Origin of the sequence: Tenuifilum sp. 4138str, assembly GCF_041102575.1 — a bacterium.
GTDB lineage: Bacteria > Bacteroidota > Bacteroidia > Bacteroidales > Tenuifilaceae > Tenuifilum > Tenuifilum osseticum.
Window position 1 is genome coordinate 1 of sequence record NZ_JBGCUE010000001.1, and the last position, 12,784, is coordinate 12,784.

At 41.9% G+C, this 12,784-nt stretch carries 8 protein-coding genes and 1 pseudogene; 3 read left to right on the plus strand and 6 right to left on the minus strand.

Annotation, left to right across the window (positions count from 1 at the left end; all coding sequences use genetic code 11):
• Positions 1-237: 237 nt before the first annotated feature.
• Positions 238-2,403: a tetratricopeptide repeat protein gene (locus tag AB6811_RS00005; RefSeq protein ID WP_369488145.1), complete on the plus strand. Its 2,166-nt coding sequence runs from the start codon at positions 238-240 to the stop codon at positions 2,401-2,403.
• A 2-nt stretch (positions 2,404-2,405) separates the two neighbouring features.
• On the opposite strand, the gene AB6811_RS00010 is transcribed toward AB6811_RS00005, so the two are convergent.
• Together AB6811_RS00010 and AB6811_RS00015 are read right to left on the minus strand one after the other, a co-directional pair.
• Entirely contained in the window at positions 2,406-4,514 is a 2,109-nt protein-coding gene (locus AB6811_RS00010) for an HD family phosphohydrolase (protein ID WP_369488146.1), read from the minus strand.
• 21 nt (positions 4,515-4,535) lie between these two features.
• A complete protein-coding gene (locus tag AB6811_RS00015) occupies positions 4,536-5,978 on the minus strand; it encodes a CCA tRNA nucleotidyltransferase (RefSeq protein ID WP_369488147.1) in 1,443 nt (480 codons plus the stop codon).
• A gap of 211 nt (positions 5,979-6,189) precedes the next feature.
• Here AB6811_RS00015 and trxA point away from each other — a divergent pair.
• Positions 6,190-6,552 (plus strand): annotated as a pseudogene (trxA, locus tag AB6811_RS00020) (thioredoxin); the annotation flags it as partial.
• A gap of 188 nt (positions 6,553-6,740) precedes the next feature.
• On the opposite strand, the gene AB6811_RS00025 reads toward trxA, so the two are convergent.
• Genes AB6811_RS00025 through AB6811_RS00040 form a run of 4 tightly spaced genes read right to left on the minus strand, consistent with a single transcriptional unit; the run spans position 6,741 to position 10,110 of the window.
• Complete coding sequence (locus AB6811_RS00025) at positions 6,741-7,688, minus strand: molybdenum cofactor synthesis domain-containing protein (RefSeq protein WP_369488149.1); 948 nt, start codon at positions 7,686-7,688, stop codon at positions 6,741-6,743.
• Between the two features lie 2 nt (positions 7,689-7,690).
• Positions 7,691-8,143 carry a cyclic pyranopterin monophosphate synthase MoaC gene (gene moaC / locus AB6811_RS00030; protein ID WP_369488150.1) on the minus strand — a complete coding sequence of 151 codons (453 nt, stop codon included), beginning with the start codon at positions 8,141-8,143 and terminating at the stop codon, positions 7,691-7,693.
• Between the two features lies 1 nt (position 8,144).
• Positions 8,145-8,945 (minus strand): GTP 3',8-cyclase MoaA, encoded by an 801-nt coding sequence (locus AB6811_RS00035; protein WP_369488151.1) that lies wholly within the window; start codon positions 8,943-8,945, stop codon positions 8,145-8,147.
• Positions 8,929-10,110: a molybdopterin molybdotransferase MoeA gene (locus AB6811_RS00040; RefSeq protein ID WP_369488152.1), complete on the minus strand. Its 1,182-nt coding sequence runs from the start codon at positions 10,108-10,110 to the stop codon at positions 8,929-8,931. The genes AB6811_RS00035 and AB6811_RS00040 overlap by 17 nt, the downstream gene beginning before the upstream one ends.
• 1,912 nt (positions 10,111-12,022) lie before the next feature.
• Between AB6811_RS00040 and AB6811_RS00045 the strand changes: the two genes are divergently transcribed.
• Positions 12,023-12,781, plus strand: coding sequence for a phosphatase PAP2 family protein (locus AB6811_RS00045; protein WP_369488153.1), 759 nt, complete (start codon positions 12,023-12,025; stop codon positions 12,779-12,781).
• The last annotated feature ends 3 nt before the right edge of the window (positions 12,782-12,784 follow it).

Here is a 12,784-nt window from a genome sequence, read left to right on the forward strand (position 1 = left end):
TTTAGAAAAAGATTAAAGAATTTCATTCTTTCCCGTTTAATAAAACCTATGGATTTTCAATCCATAGTGGTTTAGTTATCACCTCAAACCAACACTATGTTAACGCATAGTGCAATTTAATCAAAAATTGACACCAATTATTAGTTGCAATAAGAGAAAAAAGTAAATAAATGGCTAAATTTGATTAATAGTCGTGAAAGTGTAATGCCGTACCCTAAAGCTAAAACTTTCAACATTTTGTCACTACTGATTATATTGCTAATCAGCGGTTCTACTTATTCCCAAAACACTCAGTACGATCGCTTAACCTTTCAGCGCGATTCCTTGTTTGCCTCGCAGCTTTCCAACCAAATTGATAGCTTATTCTATGCCGGACAGTACGATAGCTGTATGCTGATAATTGACAAGGCAATAATCTTTTTCGATAAGTTAGGCTTAACCAGGTATAAAATTGATGCCTTAACCCGTAGGGGATCAATTTACAGAATTAATGGTAAGTTTAGTAACGCCATGGCCGATTTTGGCGATGTGCTGGAGTATTACCAACGAACCGGGAATACAAAGGGCGAAGCCTCCACGCTAAACCATATTGGTGCAATTTACCGGCTAAGAGGCGATTATCCCACAGCGCTTGACTACTACTTTAAGGCTTTGGCCAATTACCAGAAAATTAACTACCTGCCTGGCATTTCCTCGGTCCTCAACAATATTGGAGTTGTTCATTTGTACCAAAAAATCTACGATAAGGCTTTAGAATACTACAACAAATCGTTATCCATTGAGGAAACCCTAAAGAGCGATGAAGGGATTGGTACTTCGTACCTAAACATTGGCGAAGTTTACCGAAAAAAAGGCGATTTGCAAAAGGCCGTCGATTACTACCTCAGAGCTTTAGTTTACGCTAACCGTACAAATGACCTTGATGGTATTGGAACCATTTACAATGAGCTGGCAGGCATTAACATCGAAAACGGCTCCACTGACGATGTTTTGAAGTACTTAAAGTTAGCTTATAATACATTTTTAAGTACAAATAGCCCACAACGACTTGCAGAGTGTCTAATAAACTTTGGGAAATACTACCAGGCTATAGGCAACATCAATCAGGCCATAAAGCATTACAGCCAAGCCCTTGAACTTGCCGATAAAAACAAACTACTTGAAATTCAAAGCAATGCCCATTGTCAGCTAAGTACACTGTTCGACAAGCAAGGCAACACCGTATTGGCATACTCCCACTTCAAGAAGTATATTGAAACCCGCGATAGCCTATTTAACGAGGATAACACCCGAAAATCCATTCAAGCTGAATTCTTTTACAAGTTTGAGCGCCAACAGGAAGAACACAGAATTGCCGAAGCCAAAAAAGAAGCGGAATACGCTGAACGTTTAAGGCGCGAAAAAGTGGTCAAAATTTCACTTATCACAATAATAAGCCTTGGTACTATTCTAATTGGGTTCATTCTATTCTATCTAAATAAAATCAAATTAAAAAACGAGGAGCTCAAGTTCCACCAAAAGGAAATCCTTGAAAAAAACGAGGAGCTCCAGCAGCAACAGGAAGAAATTTTGGCCCAACGCGACGAGATTGAGCGAAAAAACGTAATCCTTGAACAATCGCAACAGATAATAGCCGATAAGAACGAAAGGATGATTAGCAGTATAGAGTATGCCAGAACAATCCAAAACGCGTTGCTACCAAAACCTGAAAAATTTTCGGAATTGTTTTCGGACTACTTTGTTATATACCAACCCAAGGACATTGTGAGCGGCGACTTTTACTGGATTAGCAGCGATGAGCGATACTCCTATGCTGCAGTTATGGACTGTACAGGGCATGGTGTGCCTGGCGCTTTCATGTCGATGATTGGAAACACCTTGCTTAACATGATTGTGATTGAGTGGGGTGTTAACCAACCATCAAAGGTTCTTGAGGCGCTTAACGAGCAGCTGCGCGAAGCCCTGAAACAAAAAGAGGTAGGTAATATTGTTTTGGCAGGTATTGATATTGCCTTTGTAACCATCGATAAGCATGAAAGGAAAATCTACTTCTCAGGCGCAGCACGACCCATGCTAATCATCCAAAACGGCGAGATGCAACTGGTAAAAGGCAGCATCCGCTCCACTGGCGGTTTTCAACCGGCAAACACCAAACCTTTTGAGGATGTTTGCTTTGATCTCCTTTCGCCAACAAACATCTACCTATTCTCCGATGGCTACTCCGATCAATTCAGTATTGATAAAAAGAAATTTGGCTTACAACGTTTTACTGAACTTATCTATCAATCGCATAGCAAACCCATGGCTGCACAACGCGACTTGCTAATCCAAATGATGGAGAACCATTTACATGGTGCTGACCAACTTGATGACATCTGCGTGATGGGACTTCGGTTAGCATGATGCTACCTGATACTCAAATCGGGGTACTCAAGCCGAACATGGTAAATATTCTGTAACTTCTTCTTAAAAATTGTCTTTATCAGCGAAATATCCCTAAGCGTAACATCGGCAAAGCCGTACTGCCCTGAGTTAAGCTGATCATCGATAATCCTCTCGACCAACTGATCGATACTTTGTACGGTATACTCCTTAAGGCTACGCGAGGCTGCCTCAACGGCATCGGCCATCATCACGATAGCTGTTTCCTTGGTTTGCGGTTCTGGCCCTGGGTATGAGAACTTACCCTCGTCGATATTTGCATTCTCAGCCTGCAATTCCTTATTGTAGAAGTACTTAACCTTGCTTGTACCATGATGCATCTTTATAAAGTCAACTATTTGACTCGGTAATCCTACCTTAGCGGCAATTTTCACCCCTTCATGCACATGATTTATGATAATCTCCGCACTTTTAACATTATCAACATTCTCATGAGGATTGAATCCGCCCTGCTGATTCTCAATAAAGAACATAGGGTTAGCCATTTTCCCAATATCGTGGTATAGGGCTCCAGCCCTAACCAGTAAAGGATTACCGCCAACACGCTGAACAGCGCTTTCGGCTAAATTGGCCACCTGTAAGGAGTGCTGGAAGGTTCCAGGAGCAACCTCGGCTAGCTTTCGGAGCAAATCGAGGTTGGTATCGGAAAGTTCAATAAGCGTGATATCGGACAAAAACCCAAAAAACTTCTCAATAATGTAAACTAATTGGTACGAAGCAAGAAGCAACAAAGCGTTTATACCATACCATAATGCGACGAACCAGTTTACTCCTTTGAGTGAGCCATCGCCAACAAGATATAGGCTTAATGTTAACGTCAAGTAGGAAAAGTAAACAAGCCCCACAGTTTTAAATAGTTGACCACGGTTGTATAATTGGGACAATCCAATTATTGCCACTATGCCAGCAATAAAGTTGGTGAATACAAACTCAAAGCTGTTGGGGACTAAAAATGCTACAAGAAAAATGGTAATAAGATGAACAAAAAGGGCAAGCCGGGAATCGAAAAAGGCTTTAACAAAAATAGGAACAATGGCTAGTGGAACAACAAAAATACTGAATGTATTGGTTTTGATTACCAGAGCTGAAATTGCGGCCGATACGGTTATTAACATTAAAATAAATAACAGCTTCCTATTATCATTCAATACCTCGTTTCGGAAATTCAATAGGAAAAGGAAAAGAACAATGTAGAGCGATGCAATAAGTATCATATTCCCAAAGAGAATGACAAATAAATTTTTTGCTCCCAAGCGTTTATCATACTCTTTTTTGAGCGATTCAAGAATCTGGTAAATCTCTGAGTTAACCACCTCGCCCTTCACTACAATTTTCTCACCGGATTGTATCAACCCCTTAGTAATTGAAATATTTGATATTAGCTCATTACTGAACTTTTGCGTTGCAACCTCATCATAAAACAGGTTTGGTTGAATGTATTCCTTAAGGTTAATCATTTCCCACAAACCTACCAGTCCAGGACTTAAGCTTTTAGTGAAGTCGCTTGCCTTTGAATTTAAAAGCTTAACAGCCTTTTGAACCGTATAAACCTCATCGAACCACTTATCATATGCCACATTATTGATAACAACAGCCAAACCCTGCTTGAGCATGCTATTTGAAATGGCGCTCTCATCCTGATTGATAATACCATTTAGGTATATCTGATTTAGGTTATCGGCAACAAACTTTTCTAGCTTCGGTTTTACTTTCAGGTAATTTGCTTTAGAAGTTTTTGATACATTCTGACTTGTAATGAACTTGTCAAATGCCAAGTCGAAATTGGCACGAAATCTCTCCAGCTGCTGCGTGTTAATGGTAGAATCGTACCGGTAAAACGATTTGAACTCCTTTAGTAACTTGCTTTTTTCGGCAAAGAGCTCTTGCTCTGTCTTATATACCGGAAAGTCGAAAGGGGCATAAAGATCCTCATGCATCCATGGTCGTCCTTTCTGGAATTCATAGCTAAATCGACCTTCACGCGGCATTATTGTAACCACAATGAGGTACGACACCACAAATAATACAAATGCGATAATGTGTTTTATTCTGCTTTTTGGGTTCGTAGCCATATCAATTTTTTTATAAAAGTACTAACATTTATTTGTCATTGAAATGTATTGAGGGTCAATATTTACCACGCTCAAACCCAGTTCCTTACCAGCATTGAGCATAAGGGTATAGGCCTCAAAAAAATCGTTACGGATTTCCCCATCCAGGATAGCATCCTTAATCCTATTTTTAATTATCCCCACCTCCCTGCAGGGTTTCAGGTTAAAGGCTTCCATAATCATTTCGCCTGTAACCGGTGGCTGAAAATTCCTAATGGAATCTTTTTCCTCCACCTCCTTTAGCTTCTTCCTTACAATCCTAAAGTTTGCCAGATGTTTCCGAACAGTGCTATCGTTCTTTGAGGTTATATCGGCTTCGCAAAGCATCATCAGGTCATCAATATCGTCGCCTGCATCAAATAGCAGACGGCGAACAGCCGAATCGGTAACAACCTCCTGCGATAAAACGATTGGTCTAAGATGAAGCAGAACCATTTTTTGAACATATTTCATCTTATCGTTAAGGGGCAGCTTGAGCTTACGAAATATTTCAGGGATCATTTTTGCACCCAAAAATTCGTGTCCATGAAAAGTCCACCCTTGACCCGCCACAAAGCGTTTTGTTTTTGGCTTGCCAATGTCGTGAAGCAATGCAGCCCACCGCAACCAAAGGTTGTCGGTTTTCTGCGACAGGTTATCTAACACCTCAAGCGTATGGTAAAAGTTATCCTTATGCGATACTCCATTGCGCGATTCCACTCCCTTCATTGCCGCCAGTTCCGGGAAAATATGTTGCAATAGCCCTGTTTGTTCAAGAAGTAACCACCCTACCGATGGCCGTGGCGAAGCCATCATCTTATTTATTTCGTCCACAACCCGCTCAATGGAAACAATAGTAATGCGTGAGCTCATTTCACGGATAGCATCCAGGGTTTTGAGCTCAATATCAAAGTTTAGCTGTGTTGCAAACCTGATTGCCCTGAGCATACGCAAAGGGTCGTCGGAAAAGGTGGTGGCGGGGTCGAGCGGTGTGCGTATTGTCTTACTTTTTAAATCCTGCAAACCGTTGAACGGATCAATTAGCTCACCAAAGTTTCGTTTGTTCAGCCCTATTGCAAGGGCATTTATGGTAAAATCGCGCCTTTTCTGATCGTCCTCAAGCGAACCGTTTTCAACTATTGGCTTTCGGGAGTCGAGCCTGTACGATTCCTTTCGGGCACCTACAAACTCAATATCCCACTCGTTGTGCTTTAGCTGTGCTGTTCCAAAGTTTTTGAAATAGGTTACCTTCCGTGCCCTAAGCCTTTGAGCCACCTTGCGTGCAAAATCTACCCCGCTGCCTACAACAACTATATCGATATCCTTCGATGGTCGGTTCAGTAAAATGTCCCTCACAAAACCTCCAATAACGTAAGCATCAACCCCCTCAATCTCTGCCACATCCGATATTACTCTAAATATGTTGCTTTTTAGGTATTCCTTCATATTGTTATGTTATGCCTGACAAAATTACAACTTATCAAACTTTTAGCCTAAATTTTTGTTTAATAGTAAAAATGCATTGTTTAAAACATCGCAATGATAAAATGACATATATCAGCTTAAAATATTCAACAAAATTATGCCAATAAATGTTTTGGTATTACTTTTGCATCGAAATATGTAAATAATTTGATTTATTAATAAATAAACCAGTAACACTATGATTGAGCACTTAACAGCAGAAACATTCAAGCAGAAAGTATTTGATTACGAAAAGAATAACGAGTGGAAGTTTGAGGGCGACAAGCCTGCCATCATCGATTTCTATGCCGATTGGTGTGGTCCCTGCAAAATGGTAGCACCTATTCTGGAAGAACTTGCCAAGGAATATGAGGGCAAGCTCAATATTTACAAGGTAGATACCGAGGAAGAGCAGGAACTTGCTGCGGTTTTTGGAATTCGAAGCATTCCTTCGTTACTCTTTATTCCGCTAAATGATCAGCCTCAAATGGCTATGGGTGCTTTACCCAAGGACACCTTTAAAAAGGCATTCAAGGATGTTTTAGGTGTTGAGTAATTGAACCTATTTGTAATAAATGAAAAGGAGCCAATGGCTCCTTTTTTTTATTCTGGTTGATTTTGCGTTAGATACCAGAAAGCATGGCCTTAAAACCTTAACCCTAAACTTTGAATTCCGCTTCGCGGGACTGGCTCTTTTCCCCTGTAAGGCGAGAGGCGGGACTTTTATCCTTTATCCTTTATCCTTTAATGACTATCAATCCCCATCAGCATCAAAAACAAATGCTTTTGCATCTTTGAAATCTCACCCATGTATTCCCTTACAGCCTTAACGCTTCCGGGTAATGTGTACACAAATGTAGTTCCCATTAACCCAGCAACGCCTCTACTAAGCAAAGCGTTTGGTTTTTCGGCCCCATACTTTAAGCGGATGTGCTCCATAATCCCGGGAATTTCTTTATCGAGCAATGGTTTTACAACATCGGGAGTAATATCGCGCGGGCCAATTCCAGTTCCGCCAGTTGTTAAAACCATGTCGTATTTAGAGTTTCGTGCTTCAATCAGTCTGTTCTCTAGCAAATCTCGGTCGTCGGGAATAATTTCAGTTTCCACCTCTAACTGCCAGGATATGGAGTTAAAGAAATCGGAAACAAGTTTAGCAACCTCAGGACCGCTAAGGTCCTCATACTCGCCCCTACTTGCCCTGTCGCTTAAAGTAATTACTTTTACCCTGTAAACCTTTGGGTAAAAGCAAAGCTCATCGCCTGCTTTTAAGGAACCTCCTTTCAGTACCCGAACAAATATCCCCTCCTTAGGCATCACACAGTTACCCACCTGACGGTAGATGGCGCACCCATCGCCATGGCACGATTTGCCAATTTGTGTCACCTCAAGTTCAACACCAGCACCCACAAAACGGTCGCCTGGCTTTGTCCTGTAAAGTTCAAGGCCATGAGTGGTGATATTTTCGGCAAAATCGCCATACTTTACAGGCAGACCGCTAGCCTTTGTAAACTTATCGATACTCTCAACGCCGAGCATGCTCACCTGACGATGCCAGGCACCAGCATGTGCATCGCCTTTAACACCAAGCGAGTTTAGCTCAATACTATCAACTGCATGCTTAGTTGTTCCTTTTTTTTCGGAGATATTTACCGATACAACCTTTACAGTAATGGGATTAGTTTGCTCCATAGCTAATCAATATCCTTTTTGGTTTTCTCAATTAGTTCAACGCGTTCAATAACCATTTGCTTGTCAACAGCCTTGCTCATGTCGTAAATGGTAAGGAGCGCCACGGTTGCTGCTGTTAGTGCCTCCATCTCCACACCGGTTTGCCCAATGCACTTGGCGTAACTTTTAACCTCAACCCCATTTTCGCAAAGGGTAGCTTTAACATCAACTTTAGTAAGCATGAGTGTATGGCAAAGCGGAATTAGTTCAGGGGTTCGCTTAGCAGCCTGTATGCCAGCAATCTCCGCAATGGTTAAAACATCACCCTTTTTCATTTGGTTATCACGGATCAACTTTACCGTTTGGGGTAGTAAACGAATAAAGCCAGTTGCGCTAGCCTCGCGTATCTGATTGGGTTTATGACCAACATCAACCATATTGGCCTTGCCATTTTTATCGGTGTGCGATAGTTCCATATCAGCCTCCAATGTTGTAAAACTCACCGCTACGGTTTGCAACACCGCAAGCAGGTTTATTTTTTATAGCCATTTCAATTGCTTGCTGTATGCCTAACTCCCTTACGTTATATCCCTTGTCGCTAAAAAGGCATGGTTTAAGAATTCCATCGGCGGTTAAGCGCAACCTGTTACAGGTGCTACAATCTCCACCCTCGCCACCCTCAACAACGCCAAAGACACCATCATCGAGGTTCATCTTTGGGATAAAACGGGCAATAAAGCCATTAGAGTTAGCAAATGCTTTAACGGCTTGCGCATCGGGTTCGTTAGAATTGTTTTCTACCACGCAATTCAATTTTATGGGGTTAAAACCCACCTTTTTGGCTTCCTCAAGCCCCTCCAGCACATCGGATAGCGAGCCAACCCTTGTTATAGCCTTATACTTTTGGGGATCTAACGTATCGAGACTAACATTTATGCGTTTTAATCCGGCATCGTAAAGGGGTTGAGCAAATTGTTTCAAAAGCGTTCCGTTGGTAGTCAAACCTAAATCGGTAATACCCTCAACAGTTTTAAGCATCCTTACCAAGTCCACAATTCCTTTGCGGACTAGCGGTTCGCCACCAGTAATGCGAACCTTTTCAAAACCATGCTGAACCGCAATCCGAGCTATTTCTACAATTTCCTCAAAGGTTAAGACCTGGTTATGGGGTATTTGGACAATACCCTCCTCGGGCATGCAGTAGGTACACCGCAGGTTACACCTATCGGTAACCGATATCCTGAGGTAATTAATGCGCCTGTTAAATTGGTCGAACATCCAAAAGTTCTCCTTTTTTGAGCTCTTTTACTCCAAGCGGAATAGCTGCAATGCCTGTAGCCTTTGCCAACGAAAATATATGGGCTGAACCATGGAACTCAAGAGGTTCAACCTCCCCTTTATCGTTAACAATAACAGGGAAAAGCCCTAAACGTTCAGCTCGTTTTCGGGAATAATCAATTGCTAAGGGCAACTTGTATGTCCTAGCATAAGGCTCATTGCATTGCATCATCATCAGGAGTGCAGGTTTTACCAGCAACTCAAACTGTACAAACGATGATACAGGATTACCGGGCAATCCAAATATTAATTTATTGCCAGCAACTCCAAATGTGGTTGGTTTTCCGGGTTGAACTGCAATGGAATCGAATAGGATTTTAACACCCAAACGCTCCATAATTCTTGGGACATAATCAAAATCGCCCATGGAAACGCCACCTGTAAGCACTACCACATCGCTTTCAGCCAAAGCCCTAGCAATGGCTTTTTCGGTAACCTCCTCGGTATCGCCAACTATACCATGGTACATTGGAATTGCACCTGCTGAAATTACCTGTGCAATTAGTTGATGTCCATTGCTATTCCTAATCTTACTACCCTGTGGTATTTCAGTTGGCTCAACAAGCTCATCGCCGGTTGGCAAAATTGACACTCTAGGCCTTACCGAAACGATTGGGGAATGACATCCGAGTGCAGCCATTATGGCTATATGCTGTGGCTTAATAAGGGTTCCTTTGCTTAACGGCGACTCACCAATTTTGATGTCCTCGCCAAGTTCACAGATGTTAGATTTTGGTTTACTGCCTTTAAAGCGAATAGTTCCATCGGACAATAACTCGGTATCCTCAACAGGTATAACACAATCAGCTCCATTGGGTATGGGTGCGCCAGTCATTATCTTCGAGCATGTGCCCTGGGCTATAGTTTTTTGGGGTGTAGTCCCTGCTGCAATTACCTCAATTACTGTAAGGGGATTATCCAAATCTGCAGCCCTACAGGCATAACCATCAACCGCCGTTTTGCGGAATGGCGGCATATTTATATCGGAAACCACATCATGCCTCAACACTCGGTTGAGACTTTCCGATAATGAAACACGCTCTTCGCTATTCAAAGCGGTAACGCTTTGTTCTACAATCCTTATCGCCTTATCTAACGATATCATACCTCTGATTCATTGTTTTGCAAATATGAACAAAAAAGTTGTTACCGAAAAGTATTTTTTTTCATATCGATTTGTATTATTAAACCAAAGTACCATGAATTAACAAATTTAACCGGGCTAATTTTAGGTGAATGAATCGGAATGAATCGGAATGAATCGGAATAGACAGAATATGATGGAGTAAGAGGAAATTAGAGGAAGTTAGAGGAATAGTAAAAAAGTGAACGGCACAACCAAACGACCATGAATTAAAAAATTCAACAGGGCTAATTTTAGAGGAATGAGTCGGAATAAATCGGAATGAGTCGGAATAAGGAGAATATGATGGAGTTAGTCCGTTAAACGTGAACCGTGAGCCGTTAAACGCAATGTTTGAGGCGGGAATGAGTCGGAATGAGTCGGAATAAGCAGAATATGATCGTGTTAGAGGAAATTAGAGGAAGTTAGAGGAATAGTAAAAAAGTGAACGGCACAACCAAGCGACCATGAATTAACAAATACAACCGGCCTAATAAAAATGTGGATACAGAAACATTTTTAGAGAAGATTAGTCAATAGAAACACAATAAAACATTTAAACAACTTGTTTCTATTAAATTATCGAGGTAATCCCGACTTATTAAAATCTTTCATTCCGAGATCTCGTAATGATTAGATTTTGTTAGTCGATTCGTCAATTGAAAAGTTCAATTGACGAATTTGGATTAAATGTCGTTTAGTCAAGGGTATTTGTCATGTTGCGCGCAAACGAAACATCACACTGTCGTACTGAGTCCCGATTTATAGGGATAGACATCGCCGTAGCATCTCATTGCTCTTTTCTCTTCAATCCTTTGAAGAGATCCCTCGCCTTTGCTCGGGATGACAAAAACCCCTATCTTCCTTTCTGCTCCCTTGTCATGCTGAGCTAGCCGAAGCATCTCTTTACCTTTAATCCTTGTTGTTTTTTTGTAACCCGCTCTTTGCCTTGCTTTTCTGTTGCGATGCAACGTTTCAGGATTGCTCTTTGGAAAATGTATTGCGTGCATCGCAAAATAATTTGAACACCTCAATACCCCGGGTTAAAACCCAGGGCTAATGTGATTTGCCCTTTCAGGGAGAATGATGCACGCGTCGGGAGACGAGCACTAACAGGTGGGGTTACAGATATTACGTCCTTACGGGGCTGAAAGCGTTGTTCGTGAAACTATTGTCATGTTGAGCGCAAGCGAAACATCTCATGGGGTCGATTAGAGATCCTTCGCTATGCTCAGGATGACAAATGAAGTTATTTGTGTAAGTTGCACGTTGTTCGTTGTACGTGAAATTGACCTCACCCCCGCCCCTCTCCTGTCAGGAGAGGGGAGAAGCAATTAGGAAACCTTATTGCAGGACTAAAGTCTCCCCTCTCAGGGGAGATTTAGAGGGGTCATCTAGGTTGAATGTGGAAAAAAACCTCACCCCAGTCCTTTTCCCTGAGAGGGAATGGAGCGGAAGAAGCAGGCAAAGGCATAAAAGCCTGACCCGGCAATGGGTCGGGGGTGGAACGTGGCGGTGGGCTTAGTAAGCGATACCACATGAGGCACGCTTCAGGCGTGGCGAATTGTATCGCGTGGCAGTTCCACCCGCGGGGTACCCATCGGGTCGGGCTTTTCAGCCTTGATTTTCTTTGGTTCTTTCTTGTATCAAGACAAGAAAGAACGTGAAAATCGCTCTTTGCCATGCTTTTCCGTTGCGATGCAACGCTTCAGGATTGTTCTTTGGAAAATGTATTGCGTGCATCGCAAAATAATTTGAACACCTCAATACCCTGGGTTAAAACCCAGGGCTAATGTGATTTGCCCTTTCAGGGCGGAGCGTTAGGTTAAATTACATTTACAAATGGCTTAATAGTCATATTTAGATGTTTATCTTTGCAAAAAAAAAAGAGGTTTTGAAAACAAGAATTATTTTGATTTTTGGGATACTTTTTTATCTAAATGGTTTTTCACAACAGCTAACCCGGATTGATAGCCTAAGTCAACGGCCAAAGCCGGAGTATAGGCTCACGGTTAAGAATACAATTATTCCAGTATCGCTAATCACCTATGGTGTGATTGGTCTTAATAATCCGAAACTGAAACGCTGGAACACTGGAATCCGCAGCGAGGTGTTAGAGCACATAAACACAAAGTACAGAGCCGACGATTACTTTCAGTATGTTCCTGGCCTAGCGGTTTACATACTCGACGATGCGGGACTAAAGGCGAAGCATTCGTTTTGGGACAGAACTGCTATACTTTCTGGCTCGTTTGTTTTGCAATTGGCAGCGGTGCGAGTTCTTAAGCATACAACCGGTGTTATGCGGCCCGATAGTAGTTCTGCAACCTCATTCCCATCGGGACATACTGCTATGGCCTTTACAGGAGCTGAGTTTTTGTGGCAGGAGTACAAGGACCATACAGTATGGATTGGTGTGGCTGGTTATGCCATTGCTGGTACAATTGGTTTTGCAAGGGTTATAAATAACAAGCATTGGATAACCGATGTTTTTGCAGGTGCAGGAATTGGAATGCTAAGTACTAAAATATCGTACTATACTTACGAACGATTTAAACTAAAACAACGGAGTAGGGGTCAAACGCATGCTGTAATTGTTCCCTACTTTAATGGAAATGGAATGGTGGGTTTAGCAGCGGGCATTCAATTTTAATGC